The sequence below is a fragment of the Roseateles sp. genome (assembly GCF_039929605.1).
Taxonomy (GTDB): domain Bacteria; phylum Pseudomonadota; class Gammaproteobacteria; order Burkholderiales; family Burkholderiaceae_C; genus Pelomonas.
This window is the reverse complement of the sequence record NZ_JBDSQX010000081.1, coordinates 14,628-36,785: the sequence shown is the minus strand read 5'-3', so window position 1 is coordinate 36,785 and position 22,158 is coordinate 14,628. Positions and strand designations below refer to the sequence as shown.

The following is a 22,158-nucleotide window of genomic DNA, read 5'->3' as shown; positions in this document are numbered from 1 at the left end:
GAGGCAGAGGGCTATGTCCTCTGCCTCCCACGCTCCTATCCCTGCCGTCGGCGCTGGAACAACTGGCCCGCCAGGCGCGCCACTTGGCCGTCCAGCTCCAGCTCCAGCAGCGCGCCGTTCAGCTCGGCCGCCGGCCAGCCGCTGCGGGCCATCAGCGCGTCCAGGCTGACGGGGTCGAACCCCATGGCGTCCAGCAGTGCCTGCCGCTCGTGGGGCGTTTCCGCCAGCTCGGGCGCCGCCGCAGCCGGCGCGCCGACGGGCTGCAGCTCTTCCAGCACGTCCAAGGCCGACTCGACGAGCTTGGCGCCCTGGCGGATCAGCGCATGGCAGCCGCGCGCCTGCGGCGAGTGGATGGAGCCGGGGATGGCGAAGACCTCGCGGCCCATCTCGAGGGCCTGGCGCGCCGTGATGAGCGAGCCCGACTGCACCGCCGCCTCGACGACGAGGCAGCCCCGGCTCAGCCCCGCAATGATGCGGTTGCGCCTCGGAAAATTGGCCGGCAGCACCGGCATGCCCAGCGCGTACTCGCTGACGATGAGGCCGCCGGCGGTCAACAGCCGGGTAGCGAGGCCCGCGTTGCGGCGCGGGTAGACCTGGTCCAGCCCGGTGCCGACGACGGCGATGGTGGCGCCGCCCGCGTCCAGCGCGCCCTCATGGGCGGCAGCGTCCACCCCCAGGGCCAGGCCGGAGACGATGGTGTAGCCGGCCCGGGCCAGCGCGCGGGCGAAGGCACGGGCGTTGTCGCCGCCCTGGGCGGTGGGGTTGCGGCTGCCGACGATGGCCAGCGACGGCGTCGCCAGCAGTTCGCGACGGCCCTGCAGCCACAGCAGTAGCGGCGGGTCGGCAGTGGCGAGCAGTTGGGCCGGGTAGTGGGCGTCGCCCAGCGCGAGCAAGCCGTGGCCGGGCTCCTGCAGCCAGGCTTGCGCGTTGACGATCAGCTCGTCGAGATGCTCGGGCGGCTTGTTGAAGGCTTCACGCTGCTTGCCCGGCAGGGCTTGCTCGACGGCGGCGGCGGGCAGCTGGAACACCGCCTCCGGGCTGCCTGCCATCGCCAGCAGGCGCCGCGCGGCAGCCGGGCCGACACTTTCGGTCAGCCGCAGCCAGGCGACGAGCTCGGCGCCGTCGAGCATGTCAGTCGATTTCGGGCCGAGTGCCGGGCCGAGTGCCGGGCCGCTCCCGAGCCGGCCCGCGCTGGCGATGTACTTGCCGGTAGATCCGGCAAGCATCGCCGTCGCCCTGGGCGAGGGGCTTCATGTCTTCAGGGTTGCGTGAAGACGTCGCCTGTCTTGACCGGTTCCTTCACCGAAATGATCAGTGCATAGGACACGCGTTCATAGACATCGAAGACGAATAGCACGCCGTGGCGTTCGTCCGGCAGCTTGATGGCCTGGGGCCTGTCGCCGGTGCGGTCCAGCACGGCGTCCCCGGCGCGCCAGAGCGCGAACACATGACCCCGCTCGACGCCATCGCGCTTGCCGCGGTTCAGCGCCACGATCTGGTTCTGGCCGGCGTTGAGCGCATCGCCATAGAGGGATGCGATCTGACCCCTGAGCTCGCGCTCCGGCGCGTGCGGCACGTAGCGGTCGAGATTGCGCTGCGGGGCAGGTGCCAGGCGGTCGCCGATGCCGACTTCCTGCTTGACTTCCCGGATCTGCAGCGTTGCCGGCACGACCTCGGTCTTGCCATCGGCGATGGGGCGGTCTTCGCCGGGGCGGATCAGGTCGGCGGCGCCGATGTAGGGTGCTTCGTAGCCAAGGATTTCCTTGGTCGCCGGGTCGACCAGCGGGCGCGAATTGCGGAAGACGCGGAAGTCCGTCGCGCCGGCAAAGTCGCCGCGGGCGTAGGCGAGGTCGCCCCTGCCCAGCAGCACATGGCCTTCCTGGGCGGCCACCACGCGCGGCGCGGTGGCGAGCACGTCGGTGTCGAAGACGACGGTATCGGCCAGGAAGGCCTGGATGAGGTTCAGCGAGATGCTCGGGATGGCATTGCTGTCGAGCGCAGAGATGCGCATCTGCGGGCTCAGCTTGACCGTATCGCCCGCATCACCGCCGACGCGCTGGCCGAACTGCAAGCGTGCGCGGCCGTCGACCTTGACGAGATGCAGGATCTGGCCGGGGTAGATCAGGTGGGGGTTGCGGATCTGGTCACGGTTCATGCCCCAGAGCTCGGGCCAGCGCCAGGGGCTCTTCAGGAACAGGCCGGAGATGTCCCACAGCGTGTCGCCCGGCACGACGGTGTGGCTGTCGGGCGCGTTGGGCGCCAGCTCGGACAAGGGCACGCCAGCACTGGCGACCTGCTCGGCGACACGGCGCTGTTGCGGCGTGACGGGCAGTGTGCTGGCTTGGGCCCATGCCGAGGTCGTCGCAAGGGTCAAGCAGGCCGCAAGGACGGAAATATGGGCGGGGCGAGCAGGGAGCATCAGACGCAGTCTCCGAAGGGATTGCCAGATCGGCGAAAATCCGCGTGATTCTGCCCGCATTCCCCGGGTGCAACCAACAACCGCTAGCGCTCGCTTGCGAGTGCTTACAACGCGCCATGGCCCAACTCGACATCCTCCGCTACCCCGACCCGCGCCTGCACACGATCGCCAAGCCTGTTTCGGCGGTGGACGAACGCGTCCGCCAACTCGTCGACGACATGCTGGAAACCATGTACGCCGCCGACGGCGTCGGCCTGGCTGCAACGCAGGTTGACGTGCACGAGCGCGTCATCGTCATCGACACCTCGCAGGACCGCGACGCGCCGCGCGTGCTGATCAACCCTGAGCTGGTCAAGGTCAGCGACGCGTGGGTCGAGGGCGAAGAGGGCTGCCTGTCCGTGCCGCAGATCTACGACAAGGTGCCGCGCCATGCGCAGGTCACCGTGCGTGCCACCGGCCGCGACGGCGGGGTCTACGAGTTCGACGCCGAGGGCCTGCTGGCCGTCTGCGTGCAGCACGAGATGGACCACCTGCAGGGCAAGGTGTTCGTCGAATACCTGAGCCCGCTCAAGCGCGACCGCATCAAGACCAAGATGATCAAGAAGACGCGCGAGGACGAGGCCGAGGCCAAGAAGCGCAACCAGCGGTTCTGATGCGCGCCGCGTCATGAGAGTCGTTTTTGCCGGCACGCCGGAGTTCGCCGCCGTCGCGTTGGATGCGCTGCTGGCCGCCGGCTTCACCGTGCCGCTGGTGCTGACCCAGCCCGACCGCCCGGCGGGGCGCGGCATGAAGCTGCAGGCGTCGGCCGTGAAGCAGCGCGCTGTGGCGGCCGGCATTGCGGTCGCGCAGCCGCAGGGGTTGAAGCTGGACGGCAAGTACGCGGTTGACGCCGCAGCGGCTCAACAAGCCTTGATCGCAGCAGATGCGGACGTGATGGTCGTCGCCGCCTACGGTCTCATCCTGCCGCAGTGGGTGCTGGACCTGCCGCGCAAGGGCTGTCTGAACATCCACGCCTCGCTGCTGCCACGCTGGCGCGGCGCGGCGCCCATCCACCGGGCCATCGAGGCCGGCGACGCCGAGACCGGCATCACGATCATGCAGATGGACGCCGGGCTGGACACCGGTGACATGCTGCTGATCGGCCGCGAGGCGATCCGCGCCGATGACACGACGGCGACGCTGCATGACCGGCTCGCCGAGCTTGGCGGCCGCCTCCTCGTCGAGGCCCTTCAGGCCGACAGCCTGGCGCGCACGCCGCAGCCGGTTGAAGGCATCTCCTACGCCCACAAGATCGAGAAGGCCGAGAGCAGCATCGACTGGAAGCAGCCCGCCGCCGAGATCGAGCGGCGGCTGCGCGCGTTCGATCCCTTCCCGGGCGGCGTCGCGATGCTGGCCGGCGAGGCCGTCAAGATCTGGCGTGCGGAGCTGGCGCCGGGCGCGGGAGCGCCGGGCGAGGTCATCGCCCCGGGGCCCGTCGTCGCCTGCGGCGAGGGCGCGTTGAAGCTCACCGAGTTGCAGCGTGCCGGCGGCAAACGCGGCCCGGCGGCGGCCTTCCTGCAGGCCCGGCCGATTGCTGTTGGCGAACGGTTCGACGCTTGAAGCAGGGCTTTCCAAGCCGGCAGCAACGGGTCGCGTTGTGGCCCAACGGGCTGGGAGCAAGGCGCAAACCGCAGCCGGGCCGCGCCCGGCCTGTTGGGCCACAACCCTTCGGGAAGACGGTTTGCCAGGGGCCACTCGGCGTTGCACCGCTAGCCCGCACACGAGTGCAGGCGTCGCGCTGCGCCTAGATTGGCCCCTGGCAAACCGCCTTCGCGACCCATTGATGCCGGCTTGAAAAGCCCTAGGCATGGCACCATCTGCCGCGTCACCCACCACTTCATGAAGCGCCCGAGATGTTCAACCTGGTGAAGACAGCCGTCCTGATGGCCGCCATCACGGCACTGTTCATGGCCGTGGGAGCCATGATCGGCGGCCAGACCGGCATGCTGGTCGCGTTGGCCGTGGCTGTCGGCCTGAACTTCTATAGCTACTGGTTTTCCGACAAGCTGGTGCTGAAGATGTACAGCGCCCGCGAGGTGGACGCGAGCTCGGCGCCCCAGTTCTACGGCATGGTGAAGGACTTGGCCCAGCGCGCCAACCTGCCGATGCCCAAGGTCTACCTGATCGATGAGGCCGCGCCCAACGCCTTTGCCACCGGCCGCAACCCCGAGAACGCTGCCGTCGCCGCGACGACCGGCATCCTGCGCGTGCTGTCCGAACGTGAGCTGCGCGGCGTCATGGCGCATGAGCTGGCCCATGTGGCCCATCGCGACATCCTCATCAGCACCGTCAGCGCGACGATGGCCGGGGCCATTTCCATGCTCGCGAACTTCGCCGCCTTCTTCGGCGGCCGCGACGAGAACGGCCGGCCGAGCAACCCCATCGCTGGCATCGCCGTCGCCATCCTGGCGCCGCTGGCGGCCAGCCTGATCCAGATGGCCATCAGCCGCGCCCGCGAGTTCGAAGCCGACTGCGGCGGCGCCGAGATCTCCGGCGACCCCGCAGCGCTGGCCGCGGCGCTCGAAAAGATCCACCGCTACGCTCAGGGCACGCCGCTGCCAACCGCCGAGGCCCACCCGGAGACGGCGCAGATGATGATCATGAATCCGCTGTCCGGCGGCGGCCTGCGTGGGCTGTTCTCCACCCACCCGGCGACCGAGGAGCGCGTGGCGCGCTTGCTCGCGATGGCCAAACGCTGATTCAAGTCGCCGGCGCAGCAGCCGATATCTGAGCCAATGAAGCGACCTTTCCTTGCCGTTGCCCTTGCTCTGCCCCTGCTCACAGCCCTGTCGGCCTGCGAGCAGCTTGGCATTGACGACCCGGTCAAGACGGCCGCCGCCAAGGAGGCCGACGCCAAGGCCATCGGCAGCGCCTGCCGGCATGCCATGCGCGCCATCGAGGACTGCTACGTGCTCAACCCCAAGGCGCAGAAGGCGGCCATCTACGCCGGCTGGCGGGAGATGGACGAGTACATGCGCGAGAACAAGCTCGAAGGCGTGGTGCCCGTCGTGCCCCGCCCCGGCAGCGTCAAGGCGGCAGCGGCCGAAGAGGTCGAGATGAAGCCGGCAGAGAAGTCCACCGAGACGCCCGCCGAGAAACCTACCGAGAAGGCCACCGAGAAGGCGAAGGTGCACTGACCAGCACGCCCAGCTGCATTTCGCGCCTTCGATCCTGCGGGCCGTCGCGCGGCGCTCGGCCAGCGCCGGTCGGCTCGGCAACATGCCGTCCATCGCAACCTCGATGGAGCCCGCCATGAACACCTCTCGCCGTCTATTTGCCCTGGGTCTCGTCGCCGCCAGCCTGTGCGGCTCCGCCCAGGCCTGGAGCTGGAACAAGGGCGAGCGCGTCTCCGGCAACGGCGACATCGCGACCGAGGCGCGCGATATCGGCGCCTTCGACGGTGTCGCGCTGACGGGCGGCTTCAATGTCGTCATCCGCCAGGGCACGGGCAACAAGGTCGAGATCAAGGCCGACCGCAATCTGCTGCCCTACATCGAGACCCGTGTTGTCGACGGCGGCAAGGGGCGCACGCTGGAGATCGGGCCCAAGAAGAACACCAACCTGTCCACGTCCAGCAACCCCAGCTTCGTCATCGAGATGCCGGCGCTGCGCGCGGTCGCGGTGGCCGGCTCGGGCACGGTCAAGGTCGAGGCCATGAAGACCGGCAGCGTCGACGCCAGCATCGCCGGCTCGGGCGATATCCGCTTCGCCAACCTGGACGCCGAGCGCCTGGCCATGAAGGTCAGCGGCAGCGGCGACATCGTTGCGGCCGGCCGCTGCGGCAATGCCACCGTCTCCATCGCCGGCAGCGGTGATGTGAAGGCGGGTGAGCTGGTTGCCGAGGAGGTCAAGGTCAGCATCGCCGGCAGCGGCGACGCGCAGGTCAATGCCAGTCGCAAGCTCCATGTCTCCATTGCCGGCTCGGGTGACGTGAAATACGCCGGCTCGCCGGAGATCACCAGCTCCATCGCCGGCAGCGGCAAAGTCCGTCGCATCGAGAAGTGAGCGAGGGCCTTCCCGCAGTGTTGTGATCAGGGAGGCCGCATGCAGCGTTGCAAATCCTCGCCGGGTACCCAACCCGGCTTCGGTTTGCGCCTTGCCTGCAACCTCCCTGATCACAACGCGGCCCATTGCTATCGGGTGAGCAGGCCCCTGCCGTCGAGAATGACGGCATGAGTTTGAGTTCAAGGCTGCGCGCGCTCGCGGCCGACCCTGATTTCCGCAGCGGCGCGCGCGACATGGCCTCGCCCTCGCTGGGCCTGGCTGCCTGGGGCCTGGTGACCGGCGTGACGATGGTCAAGAGCGGCCTCAGCATCCCGCTCGCTTGTGGCATGTCGCTGCTGGTGTTCGCCGGCAGCGCGCAGCTAACGGCCCTGCCGCTGATCGCCTCCGGCGCGCCGCTGTGGGTGCTGTTGGCGACGGCCTTCTGCGTGAACCTGCGCTTCGTCATCTTCAGCGCGCAGTGGCGCAATTACTGGGCGCACCTGCCGCGCTGGCGCCGGCTGCTCAGCGGCTACGTGGCGGCTGACCTGAACTTCGTCTACTTCGTGAAGCGCTACCCCGACGCGACGCCGCAGCCGGGCCAGCAGCGCTACTTCTGGGGCGGCGTGGCGGTCAATTGGCCCACCTGGCAGGTCTGCTCCTTCACCGGCATCCTGCTGGCCGACCGCATCCCGACGCATTGGGGCATCGGCTTTGCCGGCGTGCTGGCGCTGTTGGGGCTGTCGTACGCGCTGCTGACCGAAAGGATGCTGTGGTGGGTGGCCGTGACGGCCGGTGCTGTGTCGATTGCGACTTACGCATTGCCGCTCAAGCTCAACATCCTCTGCGCCATCTTTGCGGCCGGCGCGGTGGGCTGGTGGCTGGACGCGCGAAGGGCCAGGGCATGAGTGACGCGCTCACCTGGGCCGCGCTGTTTGGCCTGGCCGGCATTTCCGTGCTGACGCGTAGCTTCTTCATGATCAGCGACAGGCCGCTGCCCATTCCCGACTGGCTGCGCGAGCTGCTCAAGGTCGCGCCGCTGGCCGCGCTCGTCGCCGTCGTCGCACCGGAAATTTTCATGACGCAGGGCCAGGTCATCACGACCTGGCAGGACGCGCGCTGGCCAGCCGCCGTGGCCGCGACGCTCTACTTCTTCTGGCGCAAGGACATCCTCGGCACCATCCTCGTCGGCATGGCGGTCATGCTGCCTTTGAAGCTAGGCCTCGGCTGGTAACCGCGCCGGAACCTGGGGCGGCGAGAATCGCGGCAGTTTCTCAACGGCCTCGCCCATCATGAACGTCATCCGCTTCTCCGACCTGATCGCCGCCGGCAAGGTCTCTGGCCAACGCGTGTTCATCCGCGCCGACCTCAACGTGCCGCAGGACGAAGCCGGCAACATCACCGAGGACACGCGCATCCGCGCCTCGCTGCCGGCCATCAAGATGGCGCTGGACGCCGGTGCCGCCGTCATGGTCACGTCCCACCTCGGCCGCCCGACCGAGGGCGAGTTCAAGCCCGCCGATTCGCTGGCGCCCGTGGCCGCGCGCATGGCGGAGCTGCTGGGCCGGCCGGTGCCGCTGAGGGCCGACTGGGTCGACGGCGTCGCTGTCGCGCCGGGTGAACTGGTGCTGCTGGAAAACTGCCGCCTCAACAAGGGCGAGAAGAAGTGCAACGACGAGCTGTCCAAGAAGCTCGCGGCGCTGTGCGACATCTTCGTGCACGACGCCTTCGGCACCGCCCACCGCGCCGAGGCCACGACCTACGGCATTGCCAAGTACGCCAAGATCGCCTGCGCCGGCCCGCTGCTGGCGGCCGAGATCGACGCCATCACCAAGGCGCTGGCCAACCCGCGCCGGCCGCTGGTCGCCATCGTCGCCGGCTCCAAGGTCTCGACCAAGCTGACTATCCTGCAGAGCCTCGCCAGCAAGGTCGACGGCCTCATCGTTGGCGGCGGCATTGCCAATACCTTCATGCTGGCAGCGGGCCTGAAGATCGGCAAATCGCTGGCCGAGCCGGACCTCGTCGACCAGGCCAAGTCCGTCATCGACGCCATGGCCGCGCGCGGCGCCGCCGTGCCCATCCCTGAAGACGTCGTGACCGCCAAGACCTTTTCCGCCGGCGCTACGGCGGCGGTCAAGGCGGCCACGGACGTGGAAGACGACGACCTCATCCTCGACATCGGCCCCAAGACGGCAGCCAAGCTGGCCGAGCAGCTCAAGGCCGCCGGCACCATCGTCTGGAACGGCCCGGTGGGCGTTTTCGAATTCCCGGCCTTCGCCCACGGCACCGAAGCCATTGCCCGCGCGATTGCCGAGAGCGTCGCCTTCAGCATCGCCGGTGGCGGCGACACGCTGGCGGCCATCGCCAAGTACGGCATCGAAAAGGACGTCGGCTACATCTCCACCGGCGGCGGCGCCTTCCTGGAGGTGCTGGAAGGCAAGACGCTGCCGGCGTTCGAGATCCTGAGCCAGCGGGCGGCTGGCTGATTGACAAGCAAATCCTGCTGAACATGAACCCTGACAAGAAAGATGGAACTCATTAGTATTCAACGACTTATGAGTCCACGCATCTTGTCAAATGAGCGCCGCAGTTGAGCTTGCGCCGCTGATCGCTGCGGCAGGTGCGGTTGGCGTGACGCCAGACGCACTGGCCCGGCAACTGCCCGGCATTAGCCGCTCGACGCTCAATCGCCGTCTGGCGGAACTGCTGAAAACAGGCGTGATCCGCAGTGATGGCGCGGGCCGGGCGCGGCGCTATTTGTCGGCGGAGCCGTTCGGCCGCAGGGACATCGACGCGTATTTCGCGACGGCCACTCCCGAGCGCCCGCTGGCGCGCTTCCGCCCCGAACTGCTCGGCGCGGAGCCTGGCCTGGTGCTGGACAAGGCCCGCCGCTGCACGCAGATCCAGGCGCTCGCCCAGCCCATCGACGCACGTTTCCTGGCGAGCTTTCTCATCGACCTGTCCTGGGCGTCCTCGCTGCTGGAGGGCAGCACGTATTCGGCCCTCGACACCGCCGCGCTGATCCAGTACGGCCAGCGCAATGCGGCCAAGCCGACGGCCGACGCGCTGCTCGTGCTCAACCACAAGCGCGCTGCGGAATACCTCTGGCGGGACCGTGCGTTGAGCGTCGAGCAGGTCCACGCCATGCACGCCTTGTTGACTGACGACCATGGCCAAGTGGAGGCGGAAGGCTCCGATCATTTCCTGCCCGAATCGCAACGCGGCCGGGCACGCGAATTCGAAGATGTCCATCTGGCCAACTCGGCCTACCTGCCGCCGTTCCGGCCGGGCACGGGTTTCGTCGCCGACGCGCTCGTGCAGATCGTCGGCCTGGCCCAGCAACTGCATCCGGTCCAGGCCGCGCTCTACCTGATGACGCGCATTCCCTACCTGCAGGCCTACGCCAACGGCAACAAGCGCGCGTCACGGCTGGCGGCGAACGCGCCGCTGCTGAGTGGCGGGTTACTGCCGCTGTCGTTTGCCGACGTGGACAAGGCGGACTACATCCGCGGCATGGCAGCCTTCTATGAACTGGGCAGTCTGCATGTCATCGAGCAGACCTTCATCCATGGCTATGTGCGCTCGATCATGCGCAGCAGCGATCTGCCGGCCAGCGTGCGTGCCCGAGGCCTGGACGTCGCTGCGACCGCGCAGGCCCTCGTCGACTTCATCAACACCGGGCGGCGCCCGACGCACAAGGTGGCGGCGCTCTACCTGGGCTGAGTCCTTCTTTGCATGACCGCTTGCCCATCGCGCATCGGAGGGCAGGTCACTGCGGCGTAACCTTGCGGGTTCCCCTCCGCGAGACCCGCTGCCATGGAAAAGAACAACGCTCCCTTGTCGCCCGCCGAAGCCGCCTTGCGCGACGCCGCCCTCGACTACCACCGCACCCCCACACGCGGCAAGATCTCGGTCACGCCGACCAAGGCGCTCTCCAACCAGCGCGACCTGTCGCTGGCCTACTCGCCGGGCGTGGCCTACCCGTGCCTGGACATCGAGCGTGACCCGTCGCTGGCGGCCGAATACACCTCGCGCGGCAACCTCGTCGGCGTCATCACCAACGGCACGGCCGTGCTGGGCCTGGGCGACATCGGCCCGCTGGCCGCCAAGCCGGTGATGGAAGGCAAGGGATGCCTGTTCAAGAAGTTCGCCGGCATCGACGTCTTCGACATCGAACTGGCCGAGCGCGACCCGGACAAGCTGATCGACATCATTGCCGCGATGGAGCCGACGCTGGGCGGCATCAACCTTGAGGACATCAAGGCGCCCGAGTGCTTCTACATCGAGCGCGAGCTGTCCAAGCGCATGAACATCCCGGTGTTCCACGACGACCAGCACGGCACGGCCATCATTTCGTCGGCCGCACTGCTGAACGGGTTGGAGCTCGTGGGCAAAGACATCGCCAAGGTCAAGGTGGCGGTATCGGGCGCGGGGGCTGCGGCCATTGCCTGCCTGGACGTGATGGTGGGCCTGGGCGTGAAGCGCGAGAACGTGTTCGTCTGCGATTCGCGCGGCGTCATCCAATCAGAGAGAGAGGACGCGAAGGCCGGCAAGCTCGATGAGTCCAAGCAGCGCTACTGCCAGATCACGACTGCGCGCACGCTGGCCGACGTGGTCGATGGCGCCGACGTCTTCCTCGGCTGCTCGGCGGCCGGCGTGCTGACGGCGGAGATGGTCAAGACCATGGGCACGCAGCCCATCATCCTGGCGCTGGCCAACCCCGAGCCGGAGATCCGCCCCGAGCTGGCCAAGGCCGTGCGGCCGGACTGCATCATGGCCACCGGCCGCAGCGACTACCCGAACCAGGTCAACAACGTCCTGTGCTTCCCCTACATATTCCGCGGCGCGCTGGATTGCGGCGCCAGCAAGATCACCGAGGGCATGAAGCTGGCCTGCGTGCGTGAGATCGCGGCGTTAGCGAAAGCGGAGACGAGTGACGAAGTGGCTACCGCCTACGCTGGCCAGGAGCTGGCGTTCGGGCCGGAGTACCTGATCCCCAAGCCCTTCGACGCGCGCCTGATCCTGCGCATCGCGCCCGCCGTGGCGGCGGCTGCAGCGCTTGACGGCGTCGCCACTCGCCCCATCGCCGACCTCGACACCTACCGCCAGTCGCTGGAGCGCTTCGTCTACCAGACCGGCATGTTCATGCGCCCGGTCTTCGCTGCCGCCAAGGCCGCGCCGGCGCGTGTCATCTACGCCGAGGGCGAGGACGAGCGCGTGCTGCGCGCCGTGCAAGTGGCGCTGGACGAAGGCATCGCCAAGCCGACGCTGATCGGCCGCCCGGCCGTGCTCGAAGCGCGCATCCAGCGCGCCGGCCTGCGCCTCAAGCTCGGTGCCGACGTGGCCGTCATCGACCCCGAGGAAGACCCGCGCTTTCGCCTCTACTGGGAGGCGTACCACGCCCGCATGAAACGCGAGGGCGTGACGCCCGAGATGGCCAAGTCGGCCGTGCGCCGCTCCAACACGGCCATCGGCGCGCTGGCCATCGAGCTGGGCGACGCGGACGCGATGATCTGCGGCATTGTCGGCCGCTTCGACCGCCACCTGGAGCAGGTGCGCGACCTCGTCGGCCTGCGCCCCGGCGTGCGCCAGTTCGCCGCGATGAACGCGCTGGTGCTGGACAAGATGACGCTGTTCATCACTGACACCTTCGTCAACGACGACCCCACCGCCGAGGAACTGGCCGACATCGCCGCCATGGCCGCCGACGAATTGCGCCGCTTCGGCCTGCCGCCCAAGCTGGCCTTCGTCAGCCACTCGATGTTCGGCTCCAGCACGCGCCCCTCGGCCGTGAAGATGCGCCGCGCCTACGAACTGTTCGCCGCCCAGCACCCCGAGGTGGAATGCGACGGCGAGATGCATGGCGACGCGGCTTTGTCCGAGAGCGTGCGCCAGGCCTTCCTGCCCGACAGCAAGCTCACCGGCGCCGCGAACCTGCTCGTGCTGCCGACGCTGGACGCCGCCAACATCCTCTTCAACGTGCTGAAGATCAGCGCCAGCCAGGGCGTGACGATCGGCCCCATCCTTCTCGGCGCCGCCGCCCCCGTGCACATCCTGACGCCGTCGGCCACGGTGCGCCGCATCGTCAACATGACGGCGGTGGCGGTGGCCGATGTGTTGGAGGCGAAGGGCGCACGCTCTGGTTGATGGTTCACTTGATAGTTCGGTTGATTGAACATCCGAGTGAAGCTGCGTTGACTTGTATTTTTTTGTATTACAAATAAATCATTGTCACGCATGGAATTTCCACCGAGCCTTTGAGATAGTTCCGCCTTGGATTCAACATCCGGGCGCGCCATGCCTCAATTTATTCCGCACGACCTGCGGTTGCTTAACCCCAGTTTTTCGTCACCGCTGCTGGACGTGTTGACCGACCTGGAGCATCTGCGTCGGTTGGAAATGAAGCCCAGCACACCGGCGCCGGTGTTCTCCCAGCTCAAGCAGGTTTTTCATCTGCTGGAGAGCTTGGCGTCGGCGCGCATCGAGGGCAACCACACGACGTTGGCGGACTACGTCGAGGCCAAGGTCAACGCGGCCGAAGGGTCGGCCGATGCCTTCCAGGAGATCGCCAACATCGAGCAGGCGATGGACGCCGTGGAAGGCGGTGTCTCGCCTGGCGCGCCCCTCGGCGAGCACCTGCTGCGCGGCCTGCATGCCATGGCCGTGCAAGGCCTGGTGCGCGAAGGTGATAAGACGCCCGGCGCCTACCGCACCACGCCCGTTCGCATCGCGCAAGCCGAGCACCTGCCGCCCGACGCACCTCAGGTGCCGGCCTACATGCAGGAACTCGTCGCGTTCGTGAACCGCGACGACCCGCCCAAGTACGACCTGATGAAGGTGGCGCTGGCCCACCACCGCTTCGCCTGGGTGCACCCGTTTGGCAACGGCAATGGCCGTGTGGTGCGGCTTTTCACCTATGCGCTGCTCATCAAGTACGGTTTTCGCGTCAGCGGAGAGGACGGGCGGCTGCTGAACCCGGCGGCTGTGTTCTGCGCGGACCGAGAGCGCTACTACGCGATGCTGTCGCACGCCGACAGCGGGAGCGACGAGGCGCTGGAGGCCTGGTGTACCTATGTGCTCACCGGCATCCGAGACGAACTCGGCAAGCTTGACCGCCTGGCGGACTACGGCAACCTGACTGCCGAGATCCTGCTGCCCGCGCTGGCGCATGCGCGCGACCGCCAACTCATCACGGCGGTTGAAGAGGCCGTGTTGAAGATCGCCGTCAAGGGCCGCATCGTGAAATCCGCCGATCTAGCCCACGCGCTGCCCGGCATGAACGGCCCGCAGCGCACTTACCAGATCCGCAAGCTTGTCAATGCCGGCATGCTTCGGCCCGTTCAGGCCGACGCGCGGCAATACACGCTGGGCTTCAGCAACAGCTTGCTGCTGCGCGGCGTCTTGCGTGCGTTGACGGACCGGGGCTTCGTGTCGCCCGCATTGGCGGCTTAGGCCGTCCGTGTTGAGTGACATCAGGTGGATCAGCGGCGCAGGAGCGGAGAAATCCCGATGTCAACCTTGACGCCGGTGCCCGGCCCGTAACCTGATCCCACCCGATGTCCGCTCAGCGACCCTTGCGTCTCGCGCCACTCGACCCCAGCAGCACCGAGGCCCAGGCCTTGATCGCTCAATCCGAGGCCTTGATGAACGCCCTCTACCCGAGCGAGAGCAACCACTTCGAGCCCGCCGACGGCCTGCGTCCGCCTAACGGCGCGTTCTGGGGGCTGTGGCTGGGCGAGACGCTCGTGGGCTGCGGCGGCGTCAAGCACCACGCGTCCGACGGCGAGCTGGCCTACGGGGAGATCAAGCGCGTTTTCGTGCTCGACAGCGCGCGCGGCCGGGGCGCCGCCAAGCAGCTCATGAGCCGGCTCGAAGCCGAGCTGATGGCGCGAGGCGTTCACCTCGCGAGGCTGGAAACCGGCATCCACCAGCCCGAGGCCCTGGGCCTGTACAGGCGCCTCGGCTACGTCGAGTGCCGGTCCTTCGGTGGCTACGCCCTCGACCCGCTGAGTGTTTTCTTCGAGAAGCGGCTGTAGCTCGCCGTGCACTGAAATGCGGCGAAACTTCTGAGGGCTTCAGCGGACCATAATTCCGCGCCCCCAAAGACAAGTTGAGACAAGCCATGACCCGCGCTACCAAGATCGTCGCCACCCTCGGCCCTGCTTCCAACACGCCGGAGATCCTGGAGAAGATGATCCGGGCCGGTGTCGACGTGGTGCGGCTGAACTTCTCTCACGGCAAGGCCCAGGATCACATCGATCGCGCCACCATGGTCCGCGCCGCCGCCGAGCGTGTCGGCAAGTCGGTGGCCATCATGGCCGACCTGCAGGGCCCCAAGATCCGCGTCGGCAAGTTCGATGGCGGCAAGATCGAGCTGATCCCCGGCAACAAGTTCATCCTCGACGCCGACCGCACCGAGCTGGGCAACCAGGACATCGCCAGCCTCGACTACAAGGAGCTGCCGCGCGACGTGAAGCCCGGCGACACGCTGCTGTTGAACGACGGCCTGCTGGTGCTGATCGTCGAGGCCGTGCGTGGCGCGCAGGTGCACACCGTCGTCAAGCTGGGCGGCGAGCTGTCCAACAACAAGGGCATCAACAAGCAGGGCGGCGGCCTCACGGCGCCCGCGCTGACGGGCAAGGACATGGAGGACATCAAGACCGCGATGTCCTTCCAGTGCGAGTACCTGGCCGTGAGCTTCCCCAAGAACGCCACCGACATGGAGATGGCGCGCCAACTGGCCAACGTGGCCGGTGAGCCCTATCGCCACAAGCCGGCCATGATCGCCAAGATCGAGCGCTACGAGGCCATTCCCCACCTCGAAGCCATCCTCAAGGCCAGCGACGGCATCATGGTCGCGCGTGGCGACTTGGCCGTTGAGGTGGGCAACGCGGCCGTGCCGGCGCTGCAGAAACGCATGATCAAGATGGCGCGTGCGCTGGACAAGGTGTCCATCACGGCCACGCAGATGATGGAGTCCATGATCGTCAACCCGGTGCCCACGCGCGCCGAAGTCAGCGACGTGGCCAACGCCGTGCTGGACGGCACCGACGCGGTCATGCTGTCCGCCGAGACGGCCGCCGGCAAATACCCGATCGAGACCGTCGAGCAGATGGCCAACATCGCACTGGAGGCCGAGCGCGCCGAAGAGGTGACGCTGGACACCGACTTCGCCGGCCGCCAGTTCGGCCGCATCGACCAGTCCATCGCCATGGGCGCGCTGTTCACGGCGCACCACCTCGGCTGCAAGGCCATCCTGGCGCTGACCGAGTCCGGCTCCACCGCGCTGTGGATGAGCCGCCACCGCATCAACGTGCCCATCTTCGGCCTGACGAGCCAGGTCATCAGCCAGCGCCGCATGGCCCTGTACCGCAACGTCACGCCGCTGCTGATGCCGCAGTTCGAAGACCGTGACCAGGCGCTGGCTGCGGCCGAGAAGATCCTCGTCGAGCGCGGCGTTCTGCGCCCCGGCGACACCTATGCCATCACCTGCGGCGAGCCGATGGGCTACCCGGGCGGCACGAACATGCTGAAGGTGTGTCGGGTGGGTTGAGCCTCAGTGGCTGTGCCCGACGTGGCTTTTCGGCGGTAGTTCAGCGCCTGGCTCGGCCAAGCCTTCGAGGATGGCGCACGCCGGCTCGTTGCCCTGGCAGCGTGATCGCAACGCCAGCAACTCCTTCTCCAACTCCTGCAGCGCCGCGATGCGCGCGCTGACGTGGCCAATGTGCGCGTCCAGCAGCGCGTGGGCCTCGCCACCATGCCCGCCGCCCTGCAGCGCCAGCAACGCGCGCACCTCGGCGAGGTTCATGTCCAGCGAGCGGCAGCGGCGGATGAAGTGCAGGCGCTCGGCATCGGCCGGGCCGTAGACGCGGTAGCCGGCATCCGTGCGCGGCGGCGGCAGCAACAGGCCTTCGCGCTCGTAGTGGCGGATGGTGTCGACCGGCGTGGCGGTCAGGCGGGCAAGTTCACCGATGCGCATGCTTGCATTTTGCGGTTGACTCTGGTGTGGCTCCAGGGTTTGCAATAGCGGCAGTTTTCAACCAAGGTCATTTGTCCATGAGTCACGCCTGCCACCACCACCACGACGACCCCAGCCCCGGCAACTCGCCCGCCTACCGCCGCGTGCTGTGGGCCGCCCTGATCATCAACGCGGCCATGGCTGCGGTCGAGATCACCTGGGGCTGGCGGGCCGGCTCGCTGGCGCTGTGGGCCGACGCGCTGGACTTCATCGGCGACGCGGCCAACTACGGCGCCTCGCTGGCCGTGCTGTCGGCCGGCCTGCTGTGGCGGGCGCGGCTGGCCTGGGTCAAGGGCTGGGCGATGGCGATCTTCGGCGTCGGCGTGCTGGCGCGTGCAGCTTGGGCCGTGCTGAACGGCGAGCCGCCGCAGGCCGAGACGATGGGCATCGTCGGCACGCTGGCGCTGATCGCCAACGTCGGTGTCGCCGTCATGCTCTACGCCTGGCGCGAGGGCGACGCCAACATGCGCGCCGTCTGGCTGTGCAGCCGCAACGATGCGCTGGGCAACGTGGCCGTGATGGCCGCCGCCGGTGCCGTGGCGTTCACGGGCCTGGCCTGGCCTGATCTGCTCGTGGCCGTCGCGATGGCGAGCCTGGCCCTGCATTCGTCGCGCGAGGTGCTGCGCCACGCGCGCGCCGAACTCAACTCAGTCCCAACGCCAGCACCGTGAAGGCCATGACGGCCGTGGCGAGCCAGCCCGTCACGCGCAGCCGCTTGCCGATGGCGTGGCCGCCCATGATGGCCGGGCGCGAGGCCAGCACCATCATCGCCACCATGATGGGCACGGCCGTGACGCCGTTGAACACGGCCGACCAGAACAGCTCCTTGACCGGGTCCATGGGCGTGAAGCACAGCGCCACGCCGCCCAGCGTCGCCGCAGCGATGACGCCGTAGAAGCCGCGGCCCTCGCCGCGCTCCAGCTTCAGGCTGAGCGAGCCGCGCCAGCCCGCCACTTCGGCCACGGCGTAGGCGGCAGAGCCGGCCAGCACCGGCACCGCCAGCAGCCCCGTGCCGATGATGCCCAGCGCGAACAGCAGCGCCGCGTGCTCGCCGGCCACGGGGCGCAGTGCCTCCACGGCCTGGGCCGAGGTCTGGATGTCGGTCACGCCGTGCGCGTGCAGCGTGGCGGCGGTGGACAGCATGATGAAGAAGGCGATGAGGTTGGAGAAACCCATGCCGATGTTGGTGTCGATCTTGATGCGCCGCAGATGCTGCTTCACTTCGTGCGGTGTGTGCGGTTCGCCGGCGCCGGCGTTGCGGTCTTCCACCTCCTGGCTGGCCTGCCAGAAGAACAGGTAGGGGCTGATCGTGGTGCCGAACACGGCCACCAGCATCAGCAGCGTGTCGCGGTTCCAGCGCAGGTCGGGGTGCAGGGTGCGGGCCAGCACCTCGCCCCAGTCCAGGCCGATGACGACGATCACGCCGACATAGGCTAGCAGCGCCAGCGTCAGCCACTTGAGCCAGCGCACATAGGCGTGGTAGGGCAGGAAGACTTGCATCACCGCGCAGGCCAGGCCGAAGGTGAGGGCGTAGACGTGCGCCGAGCCGCCCACCAGCAGGCGCAGCGCCTCGGCCATGGCGGCGATGTCGGCGGCGATGTTGAGCGTGTTGGCCGCCAGCAGCAGGCCAACGAGGGTCAGCAGCACCGGCCGCGGAAAAGCGCGCTTGAAGTTGGCGGCCAGCCCCCGGCCGGTGACATAGCCGATGCGTGCGCTGACGATCTGGATGGCGGTCATCAGCGGCAGCGTGATGACCAGGCTCCACAGCATCGAATAGCCGAACTGCGCGCCGGCCTGGGAGTAGGTGGCGATGCCACTCGGGTCGTCGTCGGCGGCGCCGGTGATCAGACCGGGGCCGAGTTGTCGCAGATAGAGGCGCAGGCGGTTGAGCATGGCGCCAGCCTAAGTGCCAGCTGCGCACGCAGGTGTCGGCAGCCTTGCTGAGCCTAGACCCGGCAGCTGTCCACGCCCGCTGGTCTGGCGCTTCGGGCCGCTGGCCGCGTTGCTTCTCCTTGTGGGCAACGGCCCACTGCGTCGTCGCGCCTTGCCAGCAACCCGCCTCGCCCGGCCCTCTGGCGCGCCCAACTGCCGGATCTAGGCTGCGTCAAGAACTGTTGCGCGGCGGCAGGCAGCGGGTCTCGCCGATGGCCAGCGTGAAGAAGGCCTCTTCCGCCAAGCCAATTTCGGCGCGCTGGCGGGCGAGCTGGCGTGGCGGCTCGTCCAGCGCCTCGTCGGTCAGCTCGAAGGTGCCCCAGTGCACGCCGAGCGACGCCTTGGCGCCCAGGTCGGCGTGGATCTTCAGCGCCTCTTCCACGTTGATGTGCTGGCTCTGCATGAACCAGCGCGGCTCGTAGGCGCCGATGGGGATCAACGCGATGTCGAAGCCGCCGTCCGTTTGTCGATCGGCAAAGCGCTCGCGGATGTCGGCGAAATCGCGCGAGTAGCCGGTGTCGCCGGCGAAGAAGAGCTGGCAGTCGGGTGCGAACACGGCGAAGCCGCCCCACAGCGTCTTCATACGGTCGTTCAGCCCGCGCGCCGACCAGTGCTGCGCCGGCACGAGCGCGATTTCGACGCCGGCCAACGTCTGCGACTGCCACCAGTCCAGCTCCACGACGCGCGCGATGCCGCGCGCCTCGAACCAGCTTTTCAAGCCCAGCGGCACGACGAACAGCGGGCTGCCGCTGGCCTGTGCGGCGAGCGTGCGGCAAGAGGCGAGGTCGAGATGGTCGTAGTGGTTGTGCGAAACGAGCACCGCGTCGATGTGCGGCAACTCGGCCAGCGCGACACCGGGCGGCTGCTCGCGCTTCGGGCCGGCGAACGAGAACGGCGAGGCGCGTTCCGAGAAGATCGGGTCGGTCAGCAGGTTGAGGCCGCCGAGCTGGGCCAGCACGGTCGCGTGGCCGATCCAGGTCACTGCCGGTGCCCTGTTCGAGCGGATGAAAGCCAGGTCCGCCGGCTGCGTCGGGATGGGCGCCGATGGCCGCTTGGGCAGGCCCAGGCGCGAGGCGGTCCAGCGCCAGCGCAGCACATCGGCGAGCGACTTGGGCTCGAAGTCGCCGTGGTTGTTCTGGAAACCGCCGTCGCGGTGGTGGGGCGGGCGGCTCACCGGGTGAATCTCATTGACGGTGCTCAGCCCTCGCTGATGCGCTTGGCCAGATGGGCCAGCGCTTCTTCCACCTGGTCCACCAGCACCAGGCACAGGTCGCCCGGCTGCAGGCGTTCCAGCGCGCGGTCGATGGCGGTGAACTCACCGATGATTTCCTCGATGTGCTGGGTGCGTGACGCGCCTTCGAGCCCGGCGCGCAGCAGCGCGACGACCTCGCCCGCCGCACGACCACGCTGGCAGGCGTCTTCGTAGAGGATGACCTCGTCGAAGGCGCCGCCGAGGATCTCGGTCTGCACGCGGATGTCCTCATCACGGCGGTCACCGGCGCCGCTGATGACGACGCTGCGGGTCTTGGCCGGCAGCGCGGCGACGGCGCCGACCAGCGCCTTCATCGCATCGCCGTTGTGGCCGTAGTCGGCGATGACGGTGGCACCGCGATAGTCCATCACGTTGAAGCGGCCGGGCGCGTTGTCGGCGTCGTTGGCGAAGCTGGCCACGCCGCGGCGGATGGTGTCCCAATCCAGCCCGACGGCCCAGGCCGCAGCGACCGAGGCCATCGCGTTCTCGACCTGGAAGCCGATCAGGCCACCGCGCGTGATCGGGATCTCGCGCAGCGGAATGCTTTCGCGCCAGACGCCTTGCGCGGCGATGAGCTGGTCGCCGTCCACGTAGACGCAGCGTTTGCCCTGGGCGCGGTGCGTGGCCATCACCGGGTGGTGGCGGTCGGCGGCGAAGTAGATGACCTGGCCGGGGCAGATGGCGTTCATGTTGGCCGTTAGCGGGTCGGTCGCGTTCAGCACGGCATAGCCGCTCGGCGCCACGTTCTGCACGATGACGCGCTTGACGAGCACGAGGTCTTCGGCCGTGTGCAGGAAGTTCATGCCGAGGTGGTCGCCCGCGCCGACGTTGGTGACGACGGCCACCTGGCAGCGGTCGAAGCCCAGGCCTTCGCGCAGGATGCCGCCTCGCGCGGTCTCCAGCACGGCGGCTTCCACGTCGGGGTGCATCAGCAGGTTGCGCGCGCTCTTGGGGCCGGAGCAGTCGCCGCTGTCGATCTGGCGGCCGTCGACATAGACGCCGTCGGTGTTGGTCATGCCGACCTTGAGGCCGCAGCTGGCGAACAGGTGGGCGATCAGGCGCGTGACCGTCGTCTTGCCGTTCGTGCCGGTGACGGCGACGACCGGGATGCGGCCGTCCTCGGACTTGTTGCCGATGCCGAAGAGGTGGCTGACGATGGCTTCGCCGACGTTGCGGCCCTTGCCGTAGCTCGGCGAGAGGTGCATGCGCAGGCCCGGCGCGGCGTTCACTTCGACGATGCCGCCGCTGATCTCTTCCAGCGGCCGCAGCACGCTCTCCGCCACGATATCCACGCCGCAGACATGCAGGCCCACGACCTGGGCCGCCGCGATGGCGCGGGCGGCCACCTCGGGGTGCACGTCGTCCGTCACGTCGGTGGCCGTGCCGCCGGTGGAGAGGTTGGCGTTGTTGCGCAGGATGACGCGCTGGCCCTTCTCGGGCACGGATTCCGGCGTCAGGCTTTGCTGCACCAGGCGCGCAACGGCGATGTCGTCGAAGCGAATCTTGGTCAGCGACGTGGCATGGCCGTCACCGCGGCGCGGGTCGGCGTTGACCTTGTCGACGAGTTGCTTGACCGTGTGCGCGCCGTCGCCAATGACGTGCGGCGGGTCGCGCCGGGCGGCGGCGATGAGCTTGTCGCCAATGACGAGCAGGCGGTAGTCGGAGCCCGGCAGGAATTTCTCGACCATGACATGGCCGATCTCGTCCGCCGCCTTGTAGGCCGCTTCCATGCCTTCACGCGTCGTCACGTTGACGGTCACGCCCTTGCCCTGGTTGCCATCCTGCGGCTTCACGACGACGGGCAGGCCGATGTCCTGCGCCACTTCCCACGCGTCGTCAATCGACTCGACCGGCCGGCCCGTGGGAACGGGCACGCCGGCCGCCTGCAGCAGGCGCTTGCAGAGGTCTTTGTCCTGGGCGATGGATTCAGAGACGGCGCTGGTCGCGTCCACCTCGGCCGCCCAGATGCGGCGCTGCTTGGCGCCCCAGCCGAACTGCACCAGGCTGCCCTGCGTCAGGCGCCGGTAGGGAATGCCACGCGCCAGCGCCGCGTTGACGATGGAGCCGGTCGACGGGCCGAGGCGGATGTCCTCGTCCAGCTCGCGCAGTTGCGCGATGACGGCGTCGGCATCGAACTCGCCTCCGCTCTGTGCCGCGTTCACCAGCTTGACGGCGTGTTCGAAGGCCAGGCGGCCGACGTCTTCCTCGCTGTACTCGATGACGAGCTGGTAGGTGCCGGTCTCGGGCGTCACATGCGTCTGGCTGAAGGTGACCGGGCAGCCGGCCTGGGCCTGCAGTGCCAGCGTGGCCTGCTCCAGCACCTGGGCCAGCGAGGCGTTGCTGCGCAGCTCGCCGATGCGGGGGAAGAGCTGGCGCAGGCGAGGCTCGAAGCCGGGCAGCCGTTCGAGCGAGCGCTCGGCGTCCTGGCAGTTCACGACGGCCTCGATGGCCGTGTGACGGCTCCACATGTTCGGGCCGCGCAAGGCGCGTGTGCGGGAAACGTCCATGAGTCGTGTT

At 68.3% G+C, this 22,158-nt stretch carries 20 protein-coding genes; 14 read left to right on the top strand and 6 right to left on the bottom strand.

The features are described 5' to 3' along the window. Nucleotides 1–35: 35 nt before the first annotated feature. Complete coding sequence (gene dprA / locus ABIS05_RS11305) at nucleotides 36–1,130, bottom strand: DNA-processing protein DprA (protein ID WP_348014417.1); 1,095 nt, start codon at nucleotides 1,128–1,130, stop codon at nucleotides 36–38. A gap of 128 nt (nucleotides 1,131–1,258) precedes the next feature. Beyond that, a complete protein-coding gene (locus tag ABIS05_RS11300; RefSeq protein ID WP_407074915.1) occupies nucleotides 1,259–2,419 on the bottom strand; it encodes a LysM peptidoglycan-binding domain-containing protein in 1,161 nt (386 codons plus the stop codon). Nucleotides 2,420–2,535: 116 nt separating this feature from the next. Here ABIS05_RS11300 and def point away from each other — a divergent pair, with 116 nt between their 5' ends. The 13 genes from def (at nucleotide 2,536) to pyk (ending at nucleotide 15,992) form a co-directional block, all read left to right on the top strand. Continuing rightward, the gene (def, locus tag ABIS05_RS11295) at nucleotides 2,536–3,072 is read left to right on the top strand and encodes a peptide deformylase (protein ID WP_348014415.1); all 537 of its coding nucleotides are present in this window, start codon (nucleotides 2,536–2,538) and stop codon (nucleotides 3,070–3,072) included. Between the two features lie 13 nt (nucleotides 3,073–3,085). Next, entirely contained in the window at nucleotides 3,086–4,018 is a 933-nt protein-coding gene (fmt, locus tag ABIS05_RS11290; protein ID WP_348014414.1) for a methionyl-tRNA formyltransferase, read from the top strand. Nucleotides 4,019–4,311: 293 nt separating this feature from the next. Continuing rightward, nucleotides 4,312–5,157, top strand: a complete 846-nt coding sequence (gene htpX / locus ABIS05_RS11285; RefSeq protein WP_348014413.1) for a zinc metalloprotease HtpX — start codon at nucleotides 4,312–4,314, stop codon at nucleotides 5,155–5,157. 36 nt (nucleotides 5,158–5,193) lie between these two features. Next, the gene (locus ABIS05_RS11280; protein WP_348014412.1) at nucleotides 5,194–5,595 is read left to right on the top strand and encodes a hypothetical protein; all 402 of its coding nucleotides are present in this window, start codon (nucleotides 5,194–5,196) and stop codon (nucleotides 5,593–5,595) included. Between the two features lie 115 nt (nucleotides 5,596–5,710). Next, nucleotides 5,711–6,463: a head GIN domain-containing protein gene (locus ABIS05_RS11275; protein ID WP_348014411.1), complete on the top strand. Its 753-nt coding sequence runs from the start codon at nucleotides 5,711–5,713 to the stop codon at nucleotides 6,461–6,463. Nucleotides 6,464–6,630: 167 nt separating this feature from the next. After that, the gene (locus tag ABIS05_RS11270; protein WP_348014410.1) at nucleotides 6,631–7,347 is read left to right on the top strand and encodes an AzlC family ABC transporter permease; all 717 of its coding nucleotides are present in this window, start codon (nucleotides 6,631–6,633) and stop codon (nucleotides 7,345–7,347) included. Further along, nucleotides 7,344–7,673 carry an AzlD domain-containing protein gene (locus tag ABIS05_RS11265; protein WP_348014409.1) on the top strand — a complete coding sequence of 110 codons (330 nt, stop codon included), beginning with the start codon at nucleotides 7,344–7,346 and terminating at the stop codon, nucleotides 7,671–7,673. The genes ABIS05_RS11270 and ABIS05_RS11265 overlap by 4 nt, the downstream gene beginning before the upstream one ends. A 58-nt stretch (nucleotides 7,674–7,731) precedes the next feature. Then, nucleotides 7,732–8,925 (top strand): phosphoglycerate kinase, encoded by a 1,194-nt coding sequence (locus ABIS05_RS11260; protein WP_348014408.1) that lies wholly within the window; start codon nucleotides 7,732–7,734, stop codon nucleotides 8,923–8,925. Between the two features lie 91 nt (nucleotides 8,926–9,016). Then, complete coding sequence (locus tag ABIS05_RS11255; RefSeq protein WP_348014407.1) at nucleotides 9,017–10,162, top strand: Fic family protein; 1,146 nt, start codon at nucleotides 9,017–9,019, stop codon at nucleotides 10,160–10,162. Between the two features lie 93 nt (nucleotides 10,163–10,255). Then, nucleotides 10,256–12,586, top strand: a complete 2,331-nt coding sequence (locus ABIS05_RS11250; RefSeq protein WP_348014406.1) for an NADP-dependent malic enzyme — start codon at nucleotides 10,256–10,258, stop codon at nucleotides 12,584–12,586. 150 nt (nucleotides 12,587–12,736) lie between these two features. Continuing rightward, nucleotides 12,737–13,891, top strand: coding sequence for a Fic family protein (locus tag ABIS05_RS11245; RefSeq protein ID WP_348014405.1), 1,155 nt, complete (start codon nucleotides 12,737–12,739; stop codon nucleotides 13,889–13,891). Between the two features lie 104 nt (nucleotides 13,892–13,995). After that, nucleotides 13,996–14,475 carry a GNAT family N-acetyltransferase gene (locus ABIS05_RS11240; protein WP_348014404.1) on the top strand — a complete coding sequence of 160 codons (480 nt, stop codon included), beginning with the start codon at nucleotides 13,996–13,998 and terminating at the stop codon, nucleotides 14,473–14,475. 86 nt (nucleotides 14,476–14,561) lie between these two features. Beyond that, nucleotides 14,562–15,992: a pyruvate kinase gene (gene pyk / locus ABIS05_RS11235; protein WP_348014403.1), complete on the top strand. Its 1,431-nt coding sequence runs from the start codon at nucleotides 14,562–14,564 to the stop codon at nucleotides 15,990–15,992. Between the two features lie 3 nt (nucleotides 15,993–15,995). On the opposite strand, the gene ABIS05_RS11230 is transcribed toward pyk, so the two are convergent. Beyond that, a complete protein-coding gene (locus ABIS05_RS11230; protein ID WP_348014402.1) occupies nucleotides 15,996–16,418 on the bottom strand; it encodes a Cd(II)/Pb(II)-responsive transcriptional regulator in 423 nt (140 codons plus the stop codon). Nucleotides 16,419–16,495: 77 nt separating this feature from the next. Here ABIS05_RS11230 and ABIS05_RS11225 point away from each other — a divergent pair, with 77 nt between their 5' ends. Continuing rightward, the gene (locus ABIS05_RS11225; protein WP_348014401.1) at nucleotides 16,496–17,128 is read left to right on the top strand and encodes a cation transporter; all 633 of its coding nucleotides are present in this window, start codon (nucleotides 16,496–16,498) and stop codon (nucleotides 17,126–17,128) included. On the opposite strand, the gene ABIS05_RS11220 is transcribed toward ABIS05_RS11225, so the two are convergent. The 3 genes from ABIS05_RS11220 to cphA form a co-directional block, all read right to left on the bottom strand. Then, nucleotides 17,100–18,350 carry an Nramp family divalent metal transporter gene (locus ABIS05_RS11220; protein ID WP_348014400.1) on the bottom strand — a complete coding sequence of 417 codons (1,251 nt, stop codon included), beginning with the start codon at nucleotides 18,348–18,350 and terminating at the stop codon, nucleotides 17,100–17,102. The genes ABIS05_RS11225 and ABIS05_RS11220 overlap by 29 nt on opposite strands. 211 nt (nucleotides 18,351–18,561) lie before the next feature. Continuing rightward, a complete protein-coding gene (locus ABIS05_RS11215; protein WP_348014399.1) occupies nucleotides 18,562–19,563 on the bottom strand; it encodes an MBL fold metallo-hydrolase in 1,002 nt (333 codons plus the stop codon). Between the two features lie 23 nt (nucleotides 19,564–19,586). Beyond that, nucleotides 19,587–22,148 carry a cyanophycin synthetase gene (cphA, locus tag ABIS05_RS11210; protein ID WP_348014398.1) on the bottom strand — a complete coding sequence of 854 codons (2,562 nt, stop codon included), beginning with the start codon at nucleotides 22,146–22,148 and terminating at the stop codon, nucleotides 19,587–19,589. Between the last annotated feature and the right edge of the window lie 10 nt (nucleotides 22,149–22,158).

Coding starts and splice junctions, on each gene's coding strand:
- ABIS05_RS11300 (WP_407074915.1), bottom strand. CDS start 2,419: ATGCTCCCTGCTCGCCCCGCCCATATTTCCGTCCTTGCGGCCTGCTTG.
- ABIS05_RS11260 (WP_348014408.1), top strand. CDS start 7,732: ATGAACGTCATCCGCTTCTCCGACCTGATCGCCGCCGGCAAGGTCTCT.
- ABIS05_RS11265 (WP_348014409.1), top strand. CDS start 7,344: ATGAGTGACGCGCTCACCTGGGCCGCGCTGTTTGGCCTGGCCGGCATT.
- dprA (WP_348014417.1), bottom strand. CDS start 1,130: ATGCTCGACGGCGCCGAGCTCGTCGCCTGGCTGCGGCTGACCGAAAGT.
- ABIS05_RS11270 (WP_348014410.1), top strand. CDS start 6,631: ATGAGTTTGAGTTCAAGGCTGCGCGCGCTCGCGGCCGACCCTGATTTC.
- ABIS05_RS11280 (WP_348014412.1), top strand. CDS start 5,194: ATGAAGCGACCTTTCCTTGCCGTTGCCCTTGCTCTGCCCCTGCTCACA.
- ABIS05_RS11240 (WP_348014404.1), top strand. CDS start 13,996: ATGTCCGCTCAGCGACCCTTGCGTCTCGCGCCACTCGACCCCAGCAGC.
- htpX (WP_348014413.1), top strand. CDS start 4,312: ATGTTCAACCTGGTGAAGACAGCCGTCCTGATGGCCGCCATCACGGCA.
- pyk (WP_348014403.1), top strand. CDS start 14,562: ATGACCCGCGCTACCAAGATCGTCGCCACCCTCGGCCCTGCTTCCAAC.
- ABIS05_RS11225 (WP_348014401.1), top strand. CDS start 16,496: ATGAGTCACGCCTGCCACCACCACCACGACGACCCCAGCCCCGGCAAC.
- ABIS05_RS11275 (WP_348014411.1), top strand. CDS start 5,711: ATGAACACCTCTCGCCGTCTATTTGCCCTGGGTCTCGTCGCCGCCAGC.
- ABIS05_RS11255 (WP_348014407.1), top strand. CDS start 9,017: ATGAGCGCCGCAGTTGAGCTTGCGCCGCTGATCGCTGCGGCAGGTGCG.
- ABIS05_RS11245 (WP_348014405.1), top strand. CDS start 12,737: ATGCCTCAATTTATTCCGCACGACCTGCGGTTGCTTAACCCCAGTTTT.
- ABIS05_RS11250 (WP_348014406.1), top strand. CDS start 10,256: ATGGAAAAGAACAACGCTCCCTTGTCGCCCGCCGAAGCCGCCTTGCGC.
- def (WP_348014415.1), top strand. CDS start 2,536: ATGGCCCAACTCGACATCCTCCGCTACCCCGACCCGCGCCTGCACACG.
- ABIS05_RS11220 (WP_348014400.1), bottom strand. CDS start 18,350: ATGCTCAACCGCCTGCGCCTCTATCTGCGACAACTCGGCCCCGGTCTG.
- fmt (WP_348014414.1), top strand. CDS start 3,086: ATGAGAGTCGTTTTTGCCGGCACGCCGGAGTTCGCCGCCGTCGCGTTG.
- cphA (WP_348014398.1), bottom strand. CDS start 22,148: ATGGACGTTTCCCGCACACGCGCCTTGCGCGGCCCGAACATGTGGAGC.
- ABIS05_RS11230 (WP_348014402.1), bottom strand. CDS start 16,418: ATGCGCATCGGTGAACTTGCCCGCCTGACCGCCACGCCGGTCGACACC.